This is a genomic window from Streptacidiphilus sp. P02-A3a (genome assembly GCF_014084105.1).
Taxonomy (GTDB): domain Bacteria; phylum Actinomycetota; class Actinomycetes; order Streptomycetales; family Streptomycetaceae; genus Streptacidiphilus.
Map to the genome: position 1 here is coordinate 4,849,261 of NZ_CP048289.1, position 22,965 is coordinate 4,872,225.

Consider the following 22,965-nt stretch of genomic DNA (forward strand, 5'->3'; position numbering starts at 1 on the left):
CCTGCGGAGGGCAGCGGGCTTGCCACAATGGGAACTTCAGCACGCAATCATTGACTGAAACGGAATAATGCTGGTGGACGAGCCGGAGCCGGTCATCGATGCCAATCTCGCCATCGCGTTGGACGCCCTGCTGGCCGAGCACAGCGTCACCCGGGCCGCGGCCCGGCTGCACACCTCGCCGGCCGCCATGAGCCGCACCCTCGCCCGTCTGCGCCGCGTCCTGCAGGACCCGCTGCTGGTCCGGGCCGGACAGGCCATGGTCCCCACCCCGCGCGCCCAGGCGCTGCGCGAGGAGGCCGCCGCGGTGGTGCGCAGCCTGGGGGCGCTGCTCAGTCCCGGCACCGGTGTCGACCCCGCCGGCCTGCGCAGCACCTTCACCCTCCAGGCCGCCGACCTGGTCGGCGCGGCGCTGGCGCCCGGGCTGGCGCGGCTGGCCCAGCAGGAGGCGCCGGGGGTCTCGTTCCGGCTCCTGGCCGAGGAGCTGGAGGCCGGAACCGCCCTGCGCGACGGCCGGGTCGACCTGGAGGTCGGCTCCATCGACCACGTGGACCCCGAGACCCGGGTCGAGGAACTGGTGAGCCTGCGCATGATGGCGGCCGTCCGGGCGGGCCATCCGCTCACCGAGAGGCCGCTGACCGCGGCCCGGCTCGCCGCCGCCCAGCACGTCGCGGTCAGCCGCCGCGGCCGGTTCACCGGTCCCCTCGACGCCGCCCTGGCCGAGCAGGACCTGCGGCGGCGGGTCGGCGTCGTGCTGCCCAGCCACCTGGCCGCCATGGCCCTGGCCGCCCGCAGCGACATCGTCTGCCTGGTACCCGCCGCGCTCCCCGGCGCCGCCCCCTCGCCCCTGACCGAGGACGCCACCGCCCTCGGACTGCGGCTCCTGGACATCCCCCTGGAGCTGCCGCCGCTGACCATCGGCATGGCCTGGCACCCCCGGCACACGGCCGACGGGGCGCACCACTGGCTCCGCCGGGCCGTCCGCCGCGCCCTTGGCGGCTGAGGCGGATCGGGTCACAAGGCGACTGCGGGACAGAGCCGTTGAGTCGCTCCACGCGCCCGGGGGGCCGACACGCCCGCCATGGGTGACCTGTAGAGGGATGAGTGACGGTATGGAGGATATTGGTGTTCTGTACTTTTTCTCTCACTTCTGGGGATTCCATGCGCTCTGACGTTGGCACGGCACGCCACGCATCTCTGCCGGGACCCCCTCCCGGCCAGCGGGGGCGGACCGCGGCGCAGGCGACGACACGGGTGGAGGAGCGGACCCTGTCCTTCGAGGGCTTCGCCTACCACTGCCGTGTCGTCCACCAGGACCGGCCGCGGACCGAGCCGTTGGTGATGCTGGGGGGGTCCTCTCAGAACCGCTACGCGTGGCTGCGGCACGAGAAGTGGCTGGCCGAGCACGGCACGGTGGTGACGGTGGACCTGCCCGGCTACGGGACCGCGGACTTCCTGCCGGCCGAGCACGGCATCGACTTCCTGGCCGCCAACGTCCAGCGGATGCTGGTGGAACTGGCGATGCCGCGCGTCAACCTCATCGGCAGCTGCTTCGGCGGGGCCATCGCCGTGCGCTTCGCCCAGCACTACCCCGAACACGTGGAGCGGCTGGGCCTGGTGGGCATGACCCGGACCATCCCCGACGACTACAGCGAAGCCGTACCGCGCTGGGTGCGGATGCTGGAACTCGGGGACCGCGCCCAGATCGCCACCGAGCTGGTCAAGCGGTTCATGTCGCCGCCCGACGTCGGCCCGGTCCACAAGCGCGAGGTCGTCTCCCGGCTGCTCTACGCGCAGTTCATGGCGCAGTCCGACGAGGAGATCATGATGTCGGCCGAGCACAACACCCGCCTGATGAACCACGAGTGGTACCGGGACGAGCCGCTGCCCGCGGTACCGGCCCTGGTGTGCACCGGCGAGCACGACACGCTCTGCACCCCCGCCATGGGACGCGAGGTGGCCGCGGCGCTGCCGTCCGCGGCCTTCACCACCATCAAGGAGGCGGACCACCTGGCCCCGGTGGAGCGGATGGCCGAGTTCTCCGACCTGGTCGTGAGGTTCTGCACCGACCAGCCGCTGTCGGAACTGCCCTACTGCAACCCGGTCGAGTGGCTGGGCACCGCGCGCCAGCCGGTCATCCCGGGGCCGACCCAGCTGTGACACGGCCGCGCCGCCGCGGCGGCGCGGGGACGGCCGGACCGGTGAGCAGTTCCGGTCCGGCCGTCCGCACGCCCACGCGGCGGCGCGGGCCGGTCGTGCCGGGTCAGCGGAAGCTGGGGAGCCTGAAGCCCTGGGGCGTCGGAGCGTTGTTGGAACAGTCGACGGTGGGCCCGACCTGGGTCGTTCCCTGCTGTCCGATCCCGATCTGCGGGGTGTACGCGGTCGGCTGCGTGGTCGTGGTGCAGTCCCGCGTCTGGTTGACGTGGAAGGTGCCGTCACTGGTGGTGAAGGTCTTGTCACTCTGACCCTTGTCGACGCAGACGAGGTTTCCCTGGCTGTCCTGCGTGCACGTGTGGGTCTGCCCGGCGTACGCGTCGGCGGTGCCCGTGCAGATCGTGGCGATGCCGCTCAGGGCGAACACGACGGCTGCGGTCTTCTTGCGGCTGAACATCTGGTGCGTTCCTCTGTGGTCGGCGTTGGAGCGCGCGTGCCGCGAGGGGCCCGGCGTCCGAGTGGGGCAGTTGAAGAGAACGGGCCCCGGCGCCCGGTGCAGCTCGGGATCCGGGACCCGTTCTCGGGTACTAGAAGCTGTGCGTCAGCCGCCGAAGGCGCTGTTGTTGCAGCCCAGGCTGGAGCCGAGCTTGCTGGCCTGGGCACCGGGGTTGCCCTCGCCGCCGAGCAGGTTGCCGGCCACGCCGTTGAGGACGCCGACCTCGCCCAGGACGTCCAGGTTCAGGTCGTGCGACTTGCACGAGGTGCTCTGCTGGACCTGGAACTGGTCGCCACCGAAGCCGCCGTCACCGTGGGCGAACGCCGTCCCGGCACCGGCGAAGCCGACGGAGCCGAGCAGGGCCGCGACGACGGCAATCTTCTGGAGCTTGCGCATTTTCTCTCCTCTTTGGAATCCATTGCCGCACGGACAGGGTCCCCAGGACCGTCATCCGTTCAGCTCCGGAAAGATCGAATACGAACTACCAACCGCATACATATCTCGCGGTCCACTGAAGTAAAGCAGCCGGGCGCAGTGCCACCCGTTCAGCCGACAGATAGCGCGGCCGGCGGGCCGGGCTTCACCCGGCCGGCGGCGGACCGCCCCGAAGGGGACGGCCCACCGCCGGGCGTGCGTGGCGGACCGTCAGCCGCCGAAGGCGCTGTTGTTGCAGCCCAGGTGGGAGCCCAGACCGGTCTCCTGGGCACCCGGGTTGCCCTCGCCGTTCAGCGCGTTGCCGGCCAGGCCGTTGAGGATCCCGACCTCGCCCAGGATGTCCAGGTTCAGGTCGTGCGACTTGCACGAGGTGCTCTGCTGCACGTTGTAGTGGTCCCCGCCGTCCCAGGCGGAGGCCGAGCCGGCGCCGGCGAAGCTGACCGAGCCGAGCAGGGCCGCGACGACAGCAACCTTCTGAAGCTTGCGCATGTGTCTTCTCCTACGGTTTCTCTGTTGGCGATGACGAACCCAAACCCCTGTCCGTGGGGCCTGGGAGAGAGTGGAACGACTTGCCGCAGCTGTGTGACGGCAACCTGGGGCGAAGCAGTCCGGCCGGGCGGCGGGCCGCTCCCGGGGGAACGGCCCGCAGCCGGGCGACGCCCTGCCTGCCCCAGGCGTTTACTGGGGGCTGATCAGTGCCCGAAAGCGCTGTTGCTGCAGCCCGCGGTGGAGCCGAGGGAGGTCGCCTGCCCGCCGGGGTTGCCCTCGCCGTTCAGCGCGTTGCCGGCCAGGCCGTTGAGGATCCCGACCTCGCCCAGGAGGTCCAGGTTCAGGTCGTGCGACTGGCACGAGGCGCTCTGCTGCACGCCGAAGCTCGATCCGTGCGAGCCGCCCCAGGCGGAGGCGGACCCGGCGCCGGTGAAGCCGATGGTGCCGAGCAGGGCGACGACGACAGCCGCCTTGTGGAGCTTGCGCATGTGTTTCTCCAAGTGTCGTGCGAGGACAAGGCCCGTGACGGACCTACACATTTCTGACAATTCGTAGGCTAATGGCTGAACTCAGCCAACGCCCGCAACGGCTCGCTGCAACCGGGAAGTCGAGGAAGTGCGCCTATACGACCGGCACCCGCGTGCACCGTTCCGTGTACGGCAGGCACGACAAAGGACCCGACCCAGCGAGGTCCTTTGTCGCACGTGTCGTACACGGAACGGCGAAGGCCCCCGCCGCCCGGCCGGGCCGTGCGAAACCGCCCGTTCAGCGGCACCGCGCGGGCGGGAGCGCCTTCGCTAACGCTCGCTCAGCTCCGGAAGGCGTTGTTGGTCTGGGAGCAGGTGTCACCCTGGGTGTGGGACTCCCCGCCGAGGACGGCGATCGGGAAGTCGGCCCGGACCACCGTCTGCGGGTCGCACTCCTGCTCCGGGTGGAAGACCTGCGGCACCAGCTGGTGGGCCGACGGCAGGGGCGGCGCGGTGACCGTGGGCGCGATCTGCGGAGCGACCTGCGGAGCGATCTGCGTGGCGTTCGGGGCCGCCTGCGGACCCTGCTGCTGCGGAGCCGCGTACTGCGGAGCCTGCTGGGGCGCCTGCTGCGGGGCCTGCTGCGGAGCCGCGTACTGGGGGGCCTGCTGCGGCGCCTGCTGCGGAGCGGCGTACTGCGGAGCCTGCTGCGGCGCCGCGTACTGGGGGGCCTGCTGCGGGGCCGCGTACTGCGGCGCCTGCTGCGGAGCGGCGTACTGCGGCGCCTGCTGCGGGGCCGCGTACTGGGGGGCCTGCTGCGGAGCGGCGTACTGGGGGGCCTGCTGCGGGGCCGCGTACTGCGGCGCCTGCTGGGGCGCCTGCTGCGGAGCCGCGTACTGGGGGGCCTGCTCGGGAGCGATGTACTGCGCGGTCTGCTGGGGGGCCGCGTACTGCGTGGCCAGCTGCGGGCCTCCGTACTGCGTCGCCGGGTACTGCGCGTCAGCGAAGCCAACGCCGCCGCTCACGGCGGACAGGCCACCAACCATCGCGGTGAGAAATGCCATCTGGTGAAGCTTGCGCATCTGCCTTGCCCTTCATGCACACAACTGTGATTACACAACGTGATCGCGTGAACGCTATCAGTAGTTCGAGGCACTCTTCACGCCACCGCGCAACCCGTGTCCTCCCGGTCCGTGCGACGCGACCCCGGTTTTCCGGGCGCCACAAGGTGTCCGTGGCATCCCAACGGGGCCGCCACGGTGGCGCACTGGTCAAAACCGCGCTCCCAGAACCCCACGCACGGCTGAATGTCCCGGGGGTGACGCTTTGACGCCCACGGGTCCAGGTGCGCGCGGCCGCGTCGCACGGCGCCGGCGACCGCAACTCCCTTCCGGGCAATGGCGGGGGGCCGTGACAGGTGCTCAGTTACCCTGGCTCACATGACTCCCACGTCGGCAGAGGATGCCGCCCCCGAGGTCCCGCACTGCGTCTCGCCGGTCCAGGTCCTGGAGCGGACGGGGATCTCCTTCACCCTCCACGAGCACGTGCCGATCCGCACGCAGTCCGACATCGAGCGTGAACTGGGCCTTCCGGTGGAGCAGTTGCTCAAGACCATGGTCTTCCGCACCGGACAGACGTTCATCCTGGCGGCCCTGCCGATGCAGCGCCGGGTGCACTACGGGCGGCTGGCGAAGGCGGCGGGGGTCCCCCGGGCGTCGCTGCGCCAGGCCGAGCCGGAGGAGTTGCGGCAGCTGGCCATGGAGCCCGGCGGCGCCAGCCCGGTCTGCGGTCGCGACGGCGTGCTGGTGGTCTTCGACTCGGCTGTCCTCGACATGGACCGCGTCTACTGCGGCAGTGGGCGCGCCGACCAGAGCATCGAAATCGACGCCGGTGAACTGCTGCGGTTCCTGGAGCCGGTCACGGCGGCAGTGACCTCGTGAGCCGGACCGGGGCGCCCGGGTGCGGCGCCGCGGCCGGGTGAGGGCCGGGGCCGGGGCGAACTGCCAGGTCATGGGCGGCGCGGGGGTCCGGAAAACGCGTCGGGCCGTGGGCGCGGAGACACAAGATGATTCGCCGAGGTTTTCCTACAATTCAACATGGTCGCCCGCACGCGCGATGCCGGAGACAATCCGCATAGCCGAACCCGCAGACAGAAACAGAAAGGTGTGGGTAACGTGGCGACCACTACCAGAAATCCCTCGGCATCTTCCCAGGACCGTTTAACGACAGTCCCCGCGCTGTACCGATGGCCGCTGCTCAGCGTCTCCGTCGTGGTGGGTGTGCTGCTGCTGTCCCTCTCGGGGCGCTACGGTTACCACGTCGACGAGTTGTACAACCGGGTGTCCAGTCGGCACCTGGCGTGGGGGTACGTCGACCAGCCCCCGCTGGTCGCGGTGATCGCCAGAGTGGAGACCTTCCTCTTCGGCGACAACCTGATCGGACTGCGTGTCGTGCCGGCCCTGCTGGCCTGCCTGGACGTGTGGGTGTCGGGCCTGATCGCACGTGAACTCGGCGGCGCGCGCGGCGGCCCAGGTCTTCGCCGCCGCCGCGACGGCCGGGTCGGTCGTCACCCTCACGCCGGGCACATGCTCACCACCAACGGCCCCGACCTGCTCAGCTGGGTGACGTTGGGCTGGCTGTTCATCCGCCTGCTGCGCACCGCGGACAACCGGCTGTGGCTGGCCATCGGCGCGGTCACCGGCGTGGGCATGCTCGCCAAGAAACCTCATCGTGCTGCTGGTCCTGGCCCTGCTGGTGGGCCTGCTGGTGCTGGGTCCCGCGCACGATCCTGCGCGGTCGGCTCTTCGTGGCGGGGTGCGCGATAGCCGTGCTGATCTCGGCGCCGATGGTGGCGTGGCAGATCGCGCACGGCTGGCCCGCGATCAAGATGAGCGCCGCGTTGACGATCGCGCTGGGAGCCGACTCCCGGGTCGCCTTCGTGCCGTTCCAGATCCTGATGATCGGCCTGTTCCTCACCCCGGTGTGGATCTCCGGGCTGGTGGCGCTGTTCCGCCGCCCGCAGTGGCGGCCGTACCGGTCGGTCGCGCTGGGCTACCTGTTCATGTCGGTGCTGCTGATCATCATCGGCGGGGACCCCGAGTACACGGCCGGTCTCCAGGTGGTGCTGCTGGCGGCGGCTCCGTGGTGGCCGTGGGGTGGGCGCAGACCGCCTTCCGCCGCTCGGTGACCGGCAGCGCGCTGGTGTTCAACGTGCTGCTGTCGGCCGTGATGATGCTGCCGGTGCTGCCGCTCGCGTGGTACGGGTCCGAACCCGGTCATGAAGGAACTGGGGGTCTCCCAGTCGACCAGGCGGGCTGGCGCAGTTGGCGCAGGAAGTCGCCGGCGTCGACCAGTCGCTGTCCCGCAGGACCGGGCGCACGCCGTATCTACGCCCAACCACTACGGCCTCGCGGCGCGCTGGACAAGTACGGTCCGCAGTACGGCCTCCCGCACGTCTACAGCGCGCAGAACTCCTACGCCGACTTCGGCAGGCCCGCCGACGGCACCGACGTCGTCATCGCGGTCGGCGTGGACCGGGCGACCCTTCAGTCCCCTGTTCCAGAGCTGCACGCTCAGCGGCACGTTCAAGATCAGCGTGCCGGTCGCCGACAAGGGCGCCCAGTTCCTGGTGTGCCGCGATCCCGGGAGTCGTGGTCCCAACTGTGGAACGACCTCACCTGGATCGGCGTCGGTGCCCGTAACCTCGACGGTGGTCACGGACAAGAGCAAGTCGGGCTGCTCGGTGACCTGACCTGAACGGGCCGCGTCCCCCCACCGGGCACCGGGGTGGGGGACGCGGCCCGTTCAGGTCACGAGGTCGCGAGGTCGCCTGGTCACCCCCGCTGTCGCCGCGGTGCGGCGCAGCAGCCGCCCGGCGAGCTGGAGCAGCTCGATCCGGCCCGTGTCCGGGTCGCGCAGGAACCGGCCGGTGCCCGGTATCCCGCTGCCGCCCTGGGTGGTGAAACCGCAGGTCGGCGTGGCAGGTCAGGGTGGAGCGCGGCCCGTGTCCGACGGACAGGGTGAGTCCTTCGGGGTGTGCCTGGACCTGGCAGTCCCAGTCGCCGTTGGCGTAGTGTCCGGCGCACTCGGCCGGTGCGGCCACCGGTGCCGCGGGGGCGGACAGGGTGCGGGCGGAGTGGTTGGCACGTGGAGGCCGGCCGCGCCGAGTTCGGCGAGGAGGTCCTCCCACAGGGCGGCGCCGGTGCCGGCGTTCGTGGTGAGCGCGACGGCGTGCCGGTGGCGGCGTCGAAGCGCAGGTGGGACCAGGTGCCGTGCCGCTGCCGGTCGTGGCCGTGCCAGTCGCCGTGCGCGCCGTGGAACACGGCCCAGCCCAGTCCCCAGCCGTCGGCGAGGCCGAAGGGTCCCACGGCCAGGTCTGCGGTCCGGTCGTGGAGCATCGCGTCGGCGGCCGCGGGGTCGAGTACGCCGGGTGCGGTGTGGTCGTGGACGGCGGCCAGGCGCAGCAGGTCGGCCGCGGTGGCGGCCAGTGCCACGGCGGGGTCGTCCAGTGGGGAGAAGGTCTGTTCGGGTATCGGGAGCGGGCGGTCGAGGAGCAGGTGACCCTGGGCGGCGGGCGTTGTCCCGGTTGCCCGTTGAAGGCGGCGGTGATTGCCAGGGGGCGCAGCAGCAGCGATTGCACGGCGGTTCGCCAGTCCAGGCCGGTCAGTGCTTCGACCAGGCGGCCCGCGAGTACGTAGCCGACGTCGGAGTAGGAGAACGCGGTGTCCGGCTGGTGGGTGACGGCGGTTTCGTCGCAGTGCCGTTGGACCCAGGTGCGGCGGTCGGTGCTGGGTGTCCGTTCGTCGATCCGCGGCGACCAGTCCGCCGGTGTGCTCAGGGCCTGGCGGGTGGTGATCCGGCCGACCGGGCTGGTGGCGGGGAGTTCGGGCAGGTAGGCGCCGATCGGGGCGTCGAGGTCGAGGCGTCCTTGGGTTGCCAGGAGTTGGACGAGCAGTGCGGTCACCGGCTTGGTCAGGGAGGCGATGGGGAACACGGTGTCCGTGGTGACCGGCAGGCCGGTTCCCGCTGTCCGCTCCCCCGTTTCGACGGTGATCAGCCGGCCGGCGTGGCGCAGGGCGAGTTGTGCGCCCGGTACCCGGTGGGTGCGGGCCAGTTCGGTCAGCGGGTGGCCAGGAAGGCCGGGGGTCAGGGCCGGGTGGCCTGCCGTGTCGGGGGTGGTGGCCGGTGGGGTGCCGGTCTGCTGGGGGGTGTGCGGTTGGGGTGCGGTGGGTTCGGTGGTGGGTTCGGTGGTGGGTTCGGTGGCCGGTTCCGCCGCTGTGGCCAGGCGTTGGATGGTGGGGTGCGTGAACAGGTCCTTGGGGACGAGGTGCCATCCGGCGCGTCGGGCGCGGTAGACGACCTGGACGCTCAGCACGGAGTTGCCGCCCAGGGCGAAGAAGTCGCTGGTCGCGTCGATCCGGTCGGCCGGTAGGCCGAGGACGTCCGCCCAGATCGCGGCGAGGGTGGCTTGTGCGCCTTGGCTCGGGGCGACTCGTGGCGTGTCGGTGCCGGTTGCCGCTGGGCTCGGGGCGGGCAGGGCCCGTCGGTCGACCTTGCCGCTGGGGGTCAGCGGGAAGGTGTCCGTCGCGATCAGGAACGCGGGCACCATGTAGCCCGGTAGCAGGCGTTCCAGGTGGGTCCTCAGGTCCGCGGTCGTGGGTGGTGTGTCCGTGGTCGGGACGAAGTAGGCGGCCAGTTGCTGGTTGCCGGGGTGGTCCTCGCGGGCCACCACGACGGCCGAGCCGACCTGCGGGTGGGTGGCGAGGACGGTTTCGATCTCGCCGAGTTCGATCCGGAATCCCCTGATCTTGACCTGGTCGTCGGCGCGGCCGACGAATTCCAGGTTCCCGTCGGTGCGTCGGCGGACCACGTCGCCGGTGCGGTACATGCGTTCGGCGGGGGGCCCGTAGGGGTCGGCCACGAAGCGGGTCGCGGTCAGGGCGGTGCGGTTGGTGTAGCCGCGGGCCACTCCGGCGCCGGCGATGTACAGCTCGCCGGGGACGCCGGGCGGGGTCGGGCGCAGGTCGGCGTCGAGCACGTGGACGCGGGTGTTGGCGATCGGCCTGCCGATCGGCGGGGCGCCGGTGGTGGTGGGTGTCAGGTGCGCGGCGGTCGACCAGATGGTGGTCTCGGTCGGCCCGTACACGTTGGTCACCGACGGGGATCCGGCGGTCAGGGCGGTGGCGAGTTCCTGGGGCAGTGCCTCGCCGCCGACCAGGACCCGCAGCCGGGTGAGGATGTCGGGGGCGCCTTCCAGGACGCCGCGCCACAGGCTCGGTGTCGCCTGTACCACGGTGATGTGCTGGTCGTGGACGGTGCGGCGCAGTTGCTGGGGGTCGAGGACCAGTTCCTTGTCGGCGAGTACCACGGTCGCGCCGCTGATCAGGGGGACGAAGAGCTCCAGGTGGGCGATGTCGAAGCCGACGGTGGTCACGGCCAGCAGCCGGTCCTGGGGGGTCATCGCGGTGCGGTCGCGCATGTCGAGGACGAAGTTGCGCAGGTTGGCCCGGGTGACCACGACGCCTTTGGGTTGGCCGGTGGAGCCGGAGGTGTAGAGCGTGTAGGCGGCGTTCTCGGGGTGTGCGGGGGTGGACGGGTCGGGGCTGGTGGCCGGGTGGTGGGCCAGTGCGGCGGTCACGGCGGGGTCGGTGAGGGAGAGGGTGGGGGTGTGCGGTGGCAGGTCGGGGACGGTGGTGTCGGCGGTCAGGACCAGGGCCGGGGCCGCGTCGCGCAGCATGTGGGCGAGGCGTTCGCGGGGGTGGTCCAGGTCCAGGGGCAGGTAGGCCGCGCCGGTCTTGAGGACGGCCAGCATCGCGATCAGGAGGTCGGGGGTGCGTGGGCAGGCCAGGGCGGCGATCTTCTCGGGGCCCAGGCCCAGGGCGGTCAGGTGGTGGGCGAGCCGGTTGGCGCGGGTGTCCAGTTCGGCGTAGCTGAGGGTGGTGTCGCGGTGCACCAGTGCGGTGTTCCGGGGGGTGGCCGCGGCCTGTTGTTCGAACAGTTCGATGGTGGTGGGTTGTCCGGTGGGGCGGGTGGTGGCGTTCCACTCGTGCAGCAGGGCCTGTTCGGTGGCGGGCAGCAGCGGGAGCGAGGCGAGTGGGGAGTGGGGGTGGTCGGCGAAGGCGTCGAGCAGGGTCGACAGGCGGCGGGTGAGCCGTTCGGCGGTGTCCCGGTCGAACAGGAGCGGGTCGTAGCCGAGGCGCAGGTGCAGTTCGTCGGTGGTGTAGGCGGTGAGCGCGAGCGCGTAGTTGGTCTCCTCCGCGCCGTTGCTCTCGCGTACCGTGAGGCCGTGCCGGGAGGCGGCGTCGCGGTCGTAGGGGAAGCTCTCGAAGATGACGATGCTGTCGAAGAGGTTCGACTCCCGGGGGGTCTCGCTCCAGCCGCGGACCTGTGCCAGTGAGACGTGTTCGAACTGGCGGGTCTCGACCTGTTCGTCCTGGATCCGGCGCAGCCAGGTCACCAGGTCGAGGTCGCGGTCCAGGGTGGTGCGTACCGGCAGGGTGTTGATGAACAGGCCGATGATCTCCGTCGGCGCCCGCGAGGTTCTCGGGTCGGCCGGAGACGGGTGGCGCCGAAGCACAGTCGCGTTCGCCGCTGTGGGCGGCGAGCAGCAGTGCCCATGCGCCCTGGACGACGGTGTTGACGGTCAGTCGGGCGTTCTTGGCGAACGTGTAGAGCCGGTGTGAGCGGTCGGCGGGCAGCCGCAGGTGGGTGTCGTGTGCGGAGCGGGTGGCGTGGGCGGCCTGGGGTGCCCGGTCGTAGGGCAGTGGGGTGGCGGCGGTGAAGCCGTGCATGGTGCGGCGCCAGTGGGTTCGGGCGGCGGTGTCGTCCTGGTCGGCCAGCCACTGCACGTAGTCCGCGGTAGGGGCGGCGGGGTTTGCGGGCGGGGGTCGGTGCGCCGCCCAGTGCGGCCCATTCCCCGAAGACCTGGGCCAGGACGTCGGCGAAGCTCCAGCCGTCGAGCAGCAGGTGGTGGGAGGACCAGAAGAGCTGGACGCTCGCTCCGGGCAGGCGGGCGATGGTCAGCCGCATGAGCGGGGCCTGGGTCAGGTCGAGTCGCAGGGCGGGCAGGCTCTGCCACAGGGTGCGGGAGCGGGTGTCGCGGTCCTGGGGGGTCAGTGTGCTCCAGTCCAGGTGGGTCACCGGCAGGCGCACGTCGCGGTGGACGCTCTGCAGGGGGTGTCCGCGCCGGTTCCGACCACCGCGGTGCGCAGGATCGGGGTGCGGTCCACGACGTGTTGGAAGGCGTCGGCCAGTTGCCGCGGGTCGTCCACGCCGTCCAGGATCGCGGCGAAGTGGGTGAGGTAGACGTCGCCGTTGTCGGTGTCGGTGTCGAGGGAGTGGAACAGCATGCCGCTCTGCATCGGGGTGAGCGGGTAGAGGTCCTCGACGGATCGGCCGTCGCCGACGATCGTGTCCACGGCGGCCTGGTCCAGTGCGGCGAGCGGGAAGTCGGAGGGGGTGCAGCCGCCGGCGCCGGGCAGGGCGCAGTGTTCGATGACCTGTTCCAGGGCGGTGAGGAACGCCTCGGCCAGTTGGGCCACGGTCTCCTCGTGGTGGACGTTCCCGGAGTACTCCCAGCCGAATTCCAGTTCGCCGTCGCGGACCATGCCGGTGACCTCGATCAGGCACTGCCGGGCCTGGTCGGGGCCGCGGTCGGGGACCGGGTTCGGGCACCAGCCGCGGAAGAGTCCGCTGCCGCCGGGGTCGGTGTCGAAGCGGCCGTGGTAGTTGAATCCGACCTGGGGTTGGCGGCCGCCGCCGAGTGTGCCCGGGGTGGTGAGGTAGCGCAGGGCGCCGTAGCCGAGGCCGCGGGAGGGGACGGCGCGCAGTTCCTCCTTGACGGCCTTCACGGTGGTGCCCCAGTCGTGGTCCTCGGGGAGTTCCAGGACGAGGGGGAAGACGGTGGTGAACCAGCCGACGGTGCGGGACAGGTCGACGTCGTCGAACAGGTCCTCGCGTCCGTGGCCCTCCAGTTCGATCGGGACGGTGCCGCCGGCCCAGTCGCGCAGGACCCGGGCGAGGGCGCTGAGCAGTACGTCGTTGGCCTGGGTCCGGTACACCTCGGGTACGTTGCGCAGCAGTGCGTCGGTGCGGTCCGCGTTCAGTCGCCGGGTCAGGGTGCGGGCGGAGCCGGCGGTGTTGTGTCCGTGGCGGTCCACCGGCAGGGCGGCGGCGTCCAGGGTGGCCTTCTCGACCCGTGTCCAGTAGTCCAGTTCGGTGTCGAAGCCGCCTTCGGCCGCCAGTGCGGTGAGGCGGTGGGCCCAGCTGCGGAACGAGGTGGACTTCGCGCCCAGGTCGACCTGGCGGCCGTGCGCCGCCTGCCGGTAGCCGGTGTCCAGGTCGGCCAGGATCACCCGCCAGGAGACCGCGTCGACGACGTAGTGGTGCGCGGCGAGGAACAGCCGGGGGCGTGGGCGCCGCCTTGGGTGAGCAGCAGGGCTTGGAACAGCGGGCCGGTGCGGATGTCGAATCCGGTCTGGGCGGCGGTGATCGCGGTGCGGGCGGCCTGGTCCTGTGCGGTGTCGTCGAGGGCGGACAGGTCCAGGTGCTCGAACACGGTGGGGTGGGCCGGGTGGTCGGTGGTGGCCGGGTGGTGCTGCTGCCAGCGGCCGGCGACGTGTTCGGCCCGGATCCGCAGGATGTCGTGGTGGTCGAGTACGGCGGTGACGGCGGCGCGCAGGGCGTCGGGGTCGGTGTCGGGGTCGAGTGCGAGGTACAGGGACTGGTTGAAGTGGCCGGGGGCTTCGGGGAACTCCTCGAAGTACCAGTGCTGGACCGGGGTCAGGGGTACCGGGCCGGTCACCGGGCCCTGTTCGGCGCCGGTGGCGGTGAGCACGGTGACCTCGCCCGCCAGTTCGGCGATGGTCTGCCGCTGGAACATCTGCTTGGTGGTCAGCCGGAGGTTGGCGCGGCGGGCCAGGGAGACGGCCTGGAGGCTGAGGATCGAGTCGCCGCCGAGGTTGAAGAAGTTGTCCTCGACGCCGATCCGGTCGGGTTCCACGCCCAGGACCTTCGCCCAGACCTCGACGAGTGCGGTTTCCACGGGGGTGCGTGGCGGGACGCGGTGGGAGGGGTCGGCGGCGGGTTCGTCCATGGCGGGCAGGGCGCGCCGGTCCAGGGTGCCGTTCGGGGTCATCGGCAGGGCGTCGAGCACCATGATCGCCGAGGGGACGGCCTGGCTGGGGAGGTGGGCGGTGAGGAAGGTCCGCAGGGCGGCGAGGTCGGGTGCCCGGGTGCCGGCGGGTACCACGTAGCCGAACAGCCGGGTGTGGCCGGAGCCGTTGCGGCGGGCGACGGCCGCCGCGGTGGCCACCTCGGGGTGGCGGGCGAGGGCGGTCTCGACTTCGCCGAGTTCCACCCGGAAGCCGCGGATCTTGACCTGGTCGTCGGCCCGGCCGAGGTACTCCAGGTTGCCGTCGCCGCGCCAGCGCACCACGTCGCCGGTGCGGTAGAAGCGGCCGGTGCCCGGTCCCAGGACGTCGTGGGGGAAGCGTTCGGCGGTCAGTTCGGGTCGCTGCCAGTAGCCCTGGGCGATGCCGCCGCCGCCGATGTAGAGCTCGCCGGGTACTCCGACGGGTACCGGGCGGCCGGTGTCGTCCAGGATGTGCACGCTGGTGTTGGTCATCGGTGTGCCGATGGGGACGAACGCCGACGGTTCGACCGGGTCGCCGCGCAGGGCGAACACGGTGGAGTCCACGGTGGTCTCGGTCGCGCCGTAGGCGTTGACCACCAGGGTGTCGGGGCCGACGTGGTCGAGCAGGTCGGCGGCGTCGCCGGCCAGCCAGCCCTCGGCGCCCAGGGAGAGCAGCCGCAGCGAGTCCAGGGTCAGGCCCGCGCCAGCCGAGTTTCGGTGCTGATGGCCCGGGCCAGTGAGGGGGTGGTGGCCAGGATCTGCGGCCGGACCTCGGCGATCAGGTCGACCAGGGTGGGCGGGTCGGTCACCACGTCCGCCGGGCACACCACCATTTCGCCGCCGAACAGCGCGGAGAACAGGAAGTCGCCGAGGAACAGGTCGACGCCGAAGCTGGCCACGCACAGGGCCCGGCCGCGGATCTCGTCGAGCCGGTAGCGGGCGTTCCAGGACCGCAGGATGTGGTGGATGTTGCGGTGGTTGATCAGGACGCCCTTGGGCTTGCCGGTCGTGCCCGAGGTGTAGATCACGTAGACGAGGTCGTCCACGGTGGCCCCGGACGGCGGTGGGGTGCCCGGCAGGGTGTCGAGGGTGGGCCGGTCGCGGTCGAGGTACACCACGGTCGCCGGGTGGGCGGTGACGCGGTCGGCCAGGGCGGTCTCGGTGACCACCACGGGTGCGGCGGCGTCGTCCAGCATCATGTTCAGCCGCTGGGCGGGGTAGTCCGGGTCCAGGGGGACGAACGCGGCGCCGGACTTCATCACGCCCAGCAGGGCGACCATCGCCTCGACGCCGCGTTCCACGCACACGCCGACCAGTGTTCCCGGGCCCACGCCCAGGCCGGTCAGGTGGTGTGCGAGCTGGTTGGCGCGGGTGGCCAGGGCGGCGAAGGTCAGTCGCTGGTCGGCGCAGCTGACCGCGACCGCGTCGGGGGTGCGCGCGGCCTGGTCGTCGAAGAGTTCGTGCAGGCAGCGGGAGGGGCCGAAGTCGACGGTGGGGCCGTTCCAGTCGGTGGCCAGTTGCCGTAGTTCGGGTTCGGTGAGCATGGGCAGTGCCCGCATCGGTTCGTCCGGGTGGGCGGCGATGCCGTCGAGCAGGTCAGCAGGTGGCCGCTCATCCGCTCCGATCGTGGCGGGTCGAACAGGTCGGTGCTGTAACTCGATGTGGCCGGTGAGTGCGCCGTCGTGCTCGAAGAAGTCGAAGGAGACGTCGAACTTGGCCACGTGCACGGGTGGGGGGATCTCGGTGACCCGCAGGCCGGTAGGTGGCTGTGCGCCGGTGGCAGGTGTTGCAGGTTGACCATGACCTGGACCAGGGGCGGGCGGCTCGGGTCGCGTTCCGGGCGGATGATGTCGACCAGTCGCTGGAACGGGATCTCGTCGTTGGCGAACGCGTCCAGGACGGTGGAGCGGACGTCGGTGAGGAAGTCGGTGAAGGTCCGTTCCTCGCGTACCTGGGAGCGCAGCACGACGGTGTTGCTGAAGTAGCCGATGAGGGGTTCCAGTTCGGCGCGGCCGCGGCCCGCGGTCACCGAGCCGACGGCGATGTCCTGCTGTCCCGAGTAGCGGGCGAACAGCAGTTGGCTCGCGGCGACCAGGGTCATGAACAAGGTGGCGCCGCCGCGGGTGCCCAGGTCGGTCAGGCGCTGGGCCAGTGGTCGCGGCACGGTGATCGGGTGCAGTGCGCCGGTGGAGCCGAGGACCGGGGGGCGCGGGCGGTCGGCCGGGAGTTCCACCGGGGGCAGTGCGGCCAGTTGCCCGCGCCAGTAGTCGATCTGTCCGGCCACCTCGGGTCCGGCCAGGCGCTGCTGCTGCCAGGCGGCGAAGTCGGCGTACTGGATCGGGAGTCGCGGTAGTGCCGGGGCCTGGCCGCGGGTGTGGGCGGTGTACCTGGCGTTGAGTTCCTCGGTCAGGATGCCGATGGACCAGCCGTCGCCGACGATGTGGTGCAGGCCCAGGACCAGGACGTGTTCGTCGGCGGCGAGCCGCAGCAGCGCCACCCGGAACAGGGGGCCGCGGCGCAGGTCGAACGGGGTGGAGCCCTCGTGTTCCAGGCGGCGGTCGAGTGCGGCGGCGCGTTCGGGTTCCGGCAGGTCGGTCAGGTCGGTGTACTCGACCGGTACCGGGGCGGGTGGGTGCACCACCTGGACGCCGTGGCCGTCGGCCTCGCCGATGGTGGTGCGCAGTGCCTCGTGCCGGGCGACGACGTCGTCGAGCGCGGCGCGCAGGGCCCGCGGGTGCAGGTCGCCGGTCAGGCGCAGCACCTTGGGCGCGTTGTACTCGACGCTGTCGGGGTTGAGTTCGGCCAGGAACCACAGTCCCTGCTGGCCCACCGACAGCGGCAGTGCGCCGTCGCGGGGCGCCGGGGTGATCGGGCGGTCCTGGGGTGCGGGCCCGGCCGCGCCGGCGAGCTGCCGCAGGACGAGTTCGCGCACGTGGTCGGGCAGCTGCGACAGCCGGTCCTTCGCGACGGACGGCAGTTCCATGCTGTTCTCTCTCCCATGTCAGAGGGGCGGTCCGGCGCGTTCAGGACGGTGCCGCGGCTGTCTCCAGTACCCCGGCCAGGATCCGGTCGCGGATGGTCGCGGCCAGGGCGGCGATCGTGGGTTCCTCGAAGAGGTCCCGGGGGGTGACCTCGACGCCGAAGGCGGTGCGCATCCTGGCGACGATGCGCAGGCTGTTGAGGGAGTCGCCGCCGAGGGCGAAGTAGTCGTCCGCGGTGCCGACCCGTTCGATGCCCAGGACCTGCGACCAGATCCGGGCCAGTGCCTCCTCGGTCGGGTCGCCGGGGGCGACGTACGCGGCGCCGGCGCCGTCCTGGCGGGTCGGTGCGGGCAGCGCGGACCGGTCGAGCTTGCCGTTGTGGTTGAGCGGCATCCGCTCCAGTCGGACGATCGCGGTCGGGATCATGTAGCCGGGCAGGGTGGCGCCGAGGTGGCGGCGCAGTTCGTCCGCGCTCGGTGCCGGTGTCCCGGGCCGGGCCACGACGTAGGCGACGAGTCGCTTGTTGCCCTTGTCGTCCGGCCACACCGACACCGCGGTCTCGGCGACCGCGGGGTGGCGCAGCAGGACGCTCTCGATCTCGCCGGGTTCGACCCGGAAGCCGCGGATCTTGACCTGGTCGTCGGTGCGGCCGACGAAGTCCAGCAGGCCGTCGGGTTGCCAGCGCACCACGTCGCCGGTCCGGTAGAGCCGTGAGCCGGGCGGGCCGAAGGGGTCGGCGACGAACCGTTCGGCGGTCTTGGCCCGGTTGTCGACGTAGCCGCGGGCGAGGCCGATGCCGCCGACGTACAGTTCGCCGGGCACGCCGATCGGTACCGGGGACAGGTGGTCGTCGAGGACGTAGGCGCGGGTGTTGGCCAGGGGCCTGCCCAGGGGCACGCTGCGGTAGCCGGCTCCCTGCTCGACCTCGAACAGGCTCACGGTCACCCCGGCCTCGGTCGGCCCGTAGTTGTTGATCACCCGGTGGTGGCGTGCCCAGGCCTCGGCCACCTCGGGCACCACGATGTCGCCGCCGACCCGGATGGTGTCCATCCCGGGCAGGGAGCCGGAGTCGAGTGAGGACAGGACGGTGATCGGGATGGAGGCGGTGGTGACCTTGCCGGCGAGCAGGTGCTCGACCAGGTAGGCGCCGTTGCGGGCGACGTCGGGGGCCGGGACCACCATCGTGCCGCCGGCGGCCCAGGTGGTGAACAGGTCCTGGACGCCGGTGTCGAAGCTCATGGAGCACAGTTGGAACACCCGGCTGCCGGGGGTGAGCCCGTAGGGTCCGACGACCGCGGTCACGGTGTTGTAGAGCGAGCGGTGCTCGACCATCACGCCCTTGGGTCGGCCGGTGGAGCCCGAGGTGTAGACGACGTAGGCCAGGTCGCGGGCGCTGCCGCGCGGTCCGGGGTCGGTGTCCGGGTGGGCGGCGATGGCCGGGCGGTCCCGGTCCAGGAAGACCAGTTCGGCGTCGGTCCGCGGGAAGCGGGCGATGCCGTGCTCGTGGGCCAGCACCACCCGCGGGCGGGTCTCGGCCACGGTGACGGCCAGGCGTTCGGCCGGGTAGTCCGGGTCCAGCGGCACGTACGCGCCGCCCGCCTTGAGGATCCCCAGGATGGCGACGAACAGGTCCAGGCTGCGTTCGATCGCGATGCCCACCAGGACGTCGCTGCCGACGCCGCGCTCGATGAGGTGGTGCGCCAGCTGGTTCGCCCGCGCGTCCAGTTCCGCGTAGGTCAGCCGCTGGTCGTCGAGTTCCACCGCGACCGCCCGCGGGCGCAGCCGTACCTGTGCGGTGACCAGGTCCTGCATCCGGTGCTCGGCCTGGTGGCCGGTGGCGGTGGCGGCCGGGTCGCCCATGACCACCTGGTGTTCGGCGGTCGAGTGGGCCGGCAGGTCGCCGACGGTGCGTGCGGTGTGGTCGGCGAAGGCCTCCAGCAGGGTCCGCAGGTAGGCCGTCATCCGGTGCACGGTGTCCGCTTCGAACAGGGCCGGGTCGTAGTGGACCCGCATGGTGATCCCGTCGCCGGGGTGTACGACGACGCCGAGTGCGGCGCCCGAGCCGACCTCGTGGTCGAAGTGGCTCAGTCGCAGGCCGTGGGCGGTGAAGGCGTGCTCGTCGAAGGGGAAGTTCTCGAAGACGATGATGCTGTCGAACAGGTTGTCGCCGGCGGACAGGCCGCTCCAGGCCTGGGCCTGGGTCAGCGAGACGGCCTCGAAGTCCCGGGCCCGGGCCTGCCGCGCCTGTAGGTCGGCCAGCCAGGTCTCCAGGTCCTGGGCGCGGTCCACGCGTACGTGTACCGGCAGGGTGTTGACCAGCATCCCGATGATCGAGTCGACGCCGGCCAGGTCGGGGGTCCGGCCGGAGACGGTGCCGCCGAAGCAGACGTCCGGGCTGCCGCTGTAGCGCGCCAGCAGCAGTGCCCAGGCGCCTTGCAGGAGGGTGCTGGTGGTCAGTTTCGTGCGCTTGGCGGCCTCGGTCAGCCGGGCGGACAGGTCGGGGGCGATGTCCACCTCCACCCTTGCGGTGGCGCGCGGGCGGTAGCCCGGGGCGGCCGGTCGGTCGTAGGGCAGCCGGGTCGGGGTGGTCAGGGGGCCGAGCACGCCGCGCCAGTGGGCCTCCGCCGCGGCCTGGTCCTGGTCGCCCAGCCATCGCAGGTAGTCCCGGAACGGTGTCCGGGGTCGTGGCGCCGGTCCGTCGCCGTCGCGCAGCCGGGCGTAGTCGGCGGCCACCTCGGTGAGCAGTTCGGTGCTGCTCCATCCGTCCAGCACCAGGTGGTGCATCGACCACAGCACGCGGACGCTGGTGTCGGTGAGCCGGATGACGGTGACCCTGGCCAGGGGGGCGGTGGCGAGGTCCATTCCGGCCGCGCGGTCGGCGGCGCGCAGCGCGTGTCGGCGTTCGCGCTGTTCGCTCCGCGGCAGTTGCCGCCAGTCGTGCTGGGTGACGGGCACGGTGGCCGTGGCCCGCACCACCTGGACCGGGGTGCTGACGTCCGTCCAGAGCACGGCTGTGCGCAGGGCCGGTAGCCGGTCCGCGGTCCGCTGCCAGGCCCGGCCGAGGAGTTCCGGGTCCTCGACGTGGTCGAGGACCAGGTCGAACTGGATCAGGTGCAGCCCGGTGTCCTCGGTCATCAGCGCGTCGAAGAGCATGCCGCTCTGCATCGGTGTCAGCGGGTAGACGTCCTCGACCGGTCCGCCCGCGGCGATGTGCTCGGCCTCGTCGGCGGTGAGCTGGACGAGCGGGGTGGGGGCCGGGGTGGGGTCGGGTCCGCTGTCGTCCCGGGTCGCGGCCCGGGCCAGTTCCGCGACGGTCGGGGTGAGGAAGAGGTCCTTGGCGGTCAGCCGCAGGCCGTGGGCGCGGGCCCGGGAGACGACCTTGATGGCCAGGATGGAGTCGCCGCCGGAGGCGAAGAAGTTGTCGTTGACGCCGATCCGCTGGACGCCGAACACCTCGGCCCACACCTGGGCCAGCAGCCGCTCGGTGTCGGTGCGCGGTTCGACGTGGTCCCCCGCGGTCAGCAGGTCGACCCGCGGTGCGGGCAGGGCGGCGCGGTCGACCTTGCCGTTGTTCGACAGCGGCAGGGCCTCCATCGGGATGAACCAGGACGGTACCTCGTAGCTCGGCAGCCGCAGGGCCAGGGCCTCGCGCCACTGCGCCACCTCGGCGGCCCGGCCGCGTTCGGGTACCACGTAGGCGACCAGGTGCCGGGCGCCGCGGGTCTCGTGGACGGCGACCACGCCGTCGGCGACGCCGTCGAGCGCGGTGAGCGCGGCCTCGATCTCGCCGATCTCGATCCGGAAGCCGCGGATCTTGATCTGCTTGTCGGCCCGGTACAGGAAGTCCATCGTCCCGTCGGCGCGCCAGCGCACGACGTCGCCGGTGCGGTACAGCCGCTCCCCCGTGCCGAAGGGGTCGGCCACGAACCGCTCGGCGGTCAGCGGCGCCCGGCCGAAGTAGCCGCGCGCCAGGCCGTCGCCCGCGATGTACAGTTCGCCCGGCGCGCCGACCGGGACCGGGCGCAGCCACGCGTCGAGGGTGTACAGGCGGGTGTTGTCGAGCGGTCGGCCCATCGGTACGGCGCGGGTGCGTACCTGTTCCAGGGTGAGTTCCTGGAACAGGGCGTAGGTGGTGGCCTCGGTCGGTCCGTAGGCGTTGATGACCAGGGTGCCGGGGCAGTGGGTGATGACCTGTTCCAGGGCCTCGGGTGAGGGCACCTCGCCGCCGGTGATCACTGTCGCCGCGCCCTTGAAGCAGTCGGGGGCCTCCTCGGCGAACAGGCGCAGCAGGGCGGAGGTGAGGAAGACGGCGGTGACGGCGTGTTCGGCGATCAGGTCGCGTACCAGGGCGGGTGTGGGTTCCTCGGTGGCGATGACCATGTCGCCGCCGGTCAGCAGCGGTACCCACAGTTCGTAGGTCGCGGCGTCGAAGGCGTGCGGGGAGTGGAAGAGGATGCGCCGGTGGGCCGCTTCGCGCCAGCGGCGGTCCCAGGCCAGGGCGACCACGTCGCGGTGGGTGACGGCGACGCCCTTGGGGGTGCCGGTGGAGCCCGAGGTGAACATGATGTAGGCGAGCTGCTGGGCGTCCGGGTCCGGTTCGGGGTCGTGGGCGGGTTGGCCGGCGGTGGTGGCCGGGTCGTCCACGAGCAGGACCGGGACGTCGGTGGTGGTGGTCCTGGGTGCCATGGCCCGGTCGGTGAGCAGGACCTGGGCGCCGACGTCGGCCAGGACGAAGCGGACGCGGTCCTGGGGGTAGGCGGCGTGCAGCGGGACGTAGGCCGCGCCGGCTTTGACCACGGCCAGGACGGACACGACCACGTGCACCGACCGGTCCAGCAGCAGCGCGACCCGGGACTCGGCGGTGACGCCCGCGGCGAGCAGGCGGTGGGCGAGCCGGTTGGCCCGCTCGTTCAGTTCGGCGTAGGTGAGCCGGTCGTCGCCGAACAGGACGGCGGGTTTGTCCGGGGACAGCCGTACCTGCTCGGCGAACAGGCTGGGCAGGCTGGAGTGCGGGGGGAACGCGGAGGTGGTGTCGTTCCAGTCGTGGAGTACGCGGTGCGACTCGGCGTCGGGTATCAGCCTCAGTTCGCGCAGGGGTCGTCCGGGGCGGGCGACGGCGTCGGCCAGCAGGGTGCGGTAGGTGGCGGCCAGGTGCTCGATGGTGGCCGCGTCGAGTACCTCGGGGTGGTAGTCGACGTCGGCGTCCAGGGCGCCGTCGCGTTCGGTGAACCGCAGCACGATGTCGGCGAGGGCGAACTCGGTGGGCAGTTCGGTGCCCGCGGCGCGCGATGCCCGGTCCAGGAGGTGGTCGAACGGCATCGTGCTGTCGACGGTCGCGTGCAGCGGGACCGGTGCGTCGGCGGGCGCCGTGGAGCGGGCGCGGACGGTCGCGGTCACCTCGTCCTGTCCGGCGTACGCCGCGGCCAGGACCAGGCCCGCGGCGGCCAGTGCGCCGGGCACGGTGGCGTCGGCCGCTCGGGCGAGTCGGCGCAGGTCCGCGGTGAGCGCGCGGTCGAGGGTGAACCGGTGGGTGGCGGTGGCCTCGTCGGGCTCGGCGGGTCGTGGGCGGTCTACGGGAAAGCGGGTCAGCGGATGGCCGACGGCCGGGTCCGACGTCGGTCCTGCTGCTGGGCGCCCCTCGTGGGTCATGTGCGGTCTCCCCTCCGGCTGCACTTCCACGGCGGAAGCCATGTCTGATCACCCAGTCTCCCCAGAGCGGCGGCGCGCCAGCTACGCACTTGAAGGAAGAACGAAACAGGGCGGTCAGCAGGGGTTTTGACGCCGGGTCAGTGGTGGCCGGGGCGGTGGTGGCCG

At 71.9% G+C, this 22,965-nt stretch carries 16 protein-coding genes and 2 pseudogenes; 5 read left to right on the forward strand and 13 right to left on the reverse strand.

From position 1 onward, the window contains the following. The first annotated feature begins 67 nt into the window (after positions 1 to 67). Entirely contained in the window at positions 68 to 1,000 is a 933-nt protein-coding gene (locus tag GXP74_RS21110; RefSeq protein WP_182452923.1) for a LysR family transcriptional regulator, read from the forward strand. Positions 1,001 to 1,251: 251 nt separating this feature from the next. Beyond that, a complete protein-coding gene (locus tag GXP74_RS21115) occupies positions 1,252 to 2,157 on the forward strand; it encodes an alpha/beta fold hydrolase (protein ID WP_225448087.1) in 906 nt (301 codons plus the stop codon). Positions 2,158 to 2,260: 103 nt separating this feature from the next. Here GXP74_RS21115 and GXP74_RS21120 read toward each other — a convergent pair whose 3' ends face one another. The 5 genes from GXP74_RS21120 to GXP74_RS21140 all read right to left on the reverse strand — a co-directional run bounded on the left by GXP74_RS21120 (position 2,261) and on the right by GXP74_RS21140 (position 5,102). Then, a complete protein-coding gene (locus tag GXP74_RS21120; protein WP_182452836.1) occupies positions 2,261 to 2,608 on the reverse strand; it encodes a hypothetical protein in 348 nt (115 codons plus the stop codon). A 144-nt stretch (positions 2,609 to 2,752) separates the two neighbouring features. Further along, positions 2,753 to 3,043 (reverse strand): hypothetical protein, encoded by a 291-nt coding sequence (locus GXP74_RS21125; RefSeq protein ID WP_182452835.1) that lies wholly within the window; start codon positions 3,041 to 3,043, stop codon positions 2,753 to 2,755. A 249-nt stretch (positions 3,044 to 3,292) separates the two neighbouring features. Beyond that, positions 3,293 to 3,571, reverse strand: a complete 279-nt coding sequence (locus GXP74_RS21130; RefSeq protein WP_182452834.1) for a hypothetical protein — start codon at positions 3,569 to 3,571, stop codon at positions 3,293 to 3,295. A gap of 203 nt (positions 3,572 to 3,774) precedes the next feature. Further along, positions 3,775 to 4,059 (reverse strand): hypothetical protein, encoded by a 285-nt coding sequence (locus GXP74_RS21135; RefSeq protein ID WP_182452833.1) that lies wholly within the window; start codon positions 4,057 to 4,059, stop codon positions 3,775 to 3,777. A gap of 320 nt (positions 4,060 to 4,379) precedes the next feature. Next, the gene (locus GXP74_RS21140; RefSeq protein ID WP_182452832.1) at positions 4,380 to 5,102 is read right to left on the reverse strand and encodes a hypothetical protein; all 723 of its coding nucleotides are present in this window, start codon (positions 5,100 to 5,102) and stop codon (positions 4,380 to 4,382) included. A gap of 375 nt (positions 5,103 to 5,477) precedes the next feature. Here GXP74_RS21140 and GXP74_RS21145 point away from each other — a divergent pair, with 375 nt between their 5' ends. From GXP74_RS21145 to GXP74_RS21155, 3 genes are all read left to right on the forward strand, one after another. After that, positions 5,478 to 5,978: an aminoacyl-tRNA deacylase gene (locus tag GXP74_RS21145; RefSeq protein WP_182452925.1), complete on the forward strand. Its 501-nt coding sequence runs from the start codon at positions 5,478 to 5,480 to the stop codon at positions 5,976 to 5,978. A 234-nt stretch (positions 5,979 to 6,212) separates the two neighbouring features. Further along, a complete protein-coding gene (locus tag GXP74_RS21150; protein ID WP_182452926.1) occupies positions 6,213 to 6,863 on the forward strand; it encodes a glycosyltransferase family 39 protein in 651 nt (216 codons plus the stop codon). A gap of 2 nt (positions 6,864 to 6,865) precedes the next feature. Then, complete coding sequence (locus tag GXP74_RS21155; protein ID WP_182452927.1) at positions 6,866 to 7,225, forward strand: hypothetical protein; 360 nt, start codon at positions 6,866 to 6,868, stop codon at positions 7,223 to 7,225. A gap of 486 nt (positions 7,226 to 7,711) precedes the next feature. Here GXP74_RS21155 and GXP74_RS21160 read toward each other — a convergent pair whose 3' ends face one another. From GXP74_RS21160 to GXP74_RS21185, 8 genes and pseudogenes are all read right to left on the reverse strand, one after another. Then, positions 7,712 to 11,614, reverse strand: a complete 3,903-nt coding sequence (locus GXP74_RS21160; RefSeq protein WP_182452928.1) for a non-ribosomal peptide synthetase — start codon at positions 11,612 to 11,614, stop codon at positions 7,712 to 7,714. Positions 11,615 to 11,636: 22 nt separating this feature from the next. After that, positions 11,637 to 11,885 (reverse strand): annotated as a pseudogene (locus GXP74_RS42235) (hypothetical protein); the annotation flags it as partial. 121 nt (positions 11,886 to 12,006) lie between these two features. Further along, a pseudogene (locus GXP74_RS42240) lies at positions 12,007 to 12,189 on the reverse strand (hypothetical protein); the annotation flags it as partial. Continuing rightward, entirely contained in the window at positions 12,174 to 13,391 is a 1,218-nt protein-coding gene (locus GXP74_RS41575) for a condensation domain-containing protein (RefSeq protein WP_182452929.1), read from the reverse strand. The pseudogene GXP74_RS42240 and the gene GXP74_RS41575, both read right to left, overlap by 16 nt. Further along, positions 13,388 to 14,866 (reverse strand): AMP-binding protein, encoded by a 1,479-nt coding sequence (locus GXP74_RS41580; RefSeq protein ID WP_255528253.1) that lies wholly within the window; start codon positions 14,864 to 14,866, stop codon positions 13,388 to 13,390. Before GXP74_RS41580 ends, GXP74_RS41575 begins: the two co-directional genes overlap by 4 nt. Next, the gene (locus GXP74_RS41585) at positions 14,863 to 15,636 is read right to left on the reverse strand and encodes an AMP-binding protein (protein ID WP_255528254.1); all 774 of its coding nucleotides are present in this window, start codon (positions 15,634 to 15,636) and stop codon (positions 14,863 to 14,865) included. Before GXP74_RS41585 ends, GXP74_RS41580 begins: the two co-directional genes overlap by 4 nt. Next, entirely contained in the window at positions 15,561 to 17,153 is a 1,593-nt protein-coding gene (locus tag GXP74_RS21180; RefSeq protein ID WP_182452931.1) for a condensation domain-containing protein, read from the reverse strand. The genes GXP74_RS41585 and GXP74_RS21180 overlap by 76 nt, the downstream gene beginning before the upstream one ends. A gap of 40 nt (positions 17,154 to 17,193) precedes the next feature. Continuing rightward, positions 17,194 to 22,800: a non-ribosomal peptide synthetase gene (locus tag GXP74_RS21185; protein WP_182452932.1), complete on the reverse strand. Its 5,607-nt coding sequence runs from the start codon at positions 22,798 to 22,800 to the stop codon at positions 17,194 to 17,196. Between the last annotated feature and the right edge of the window lie 165 nt (positions 22,801 to 22,965).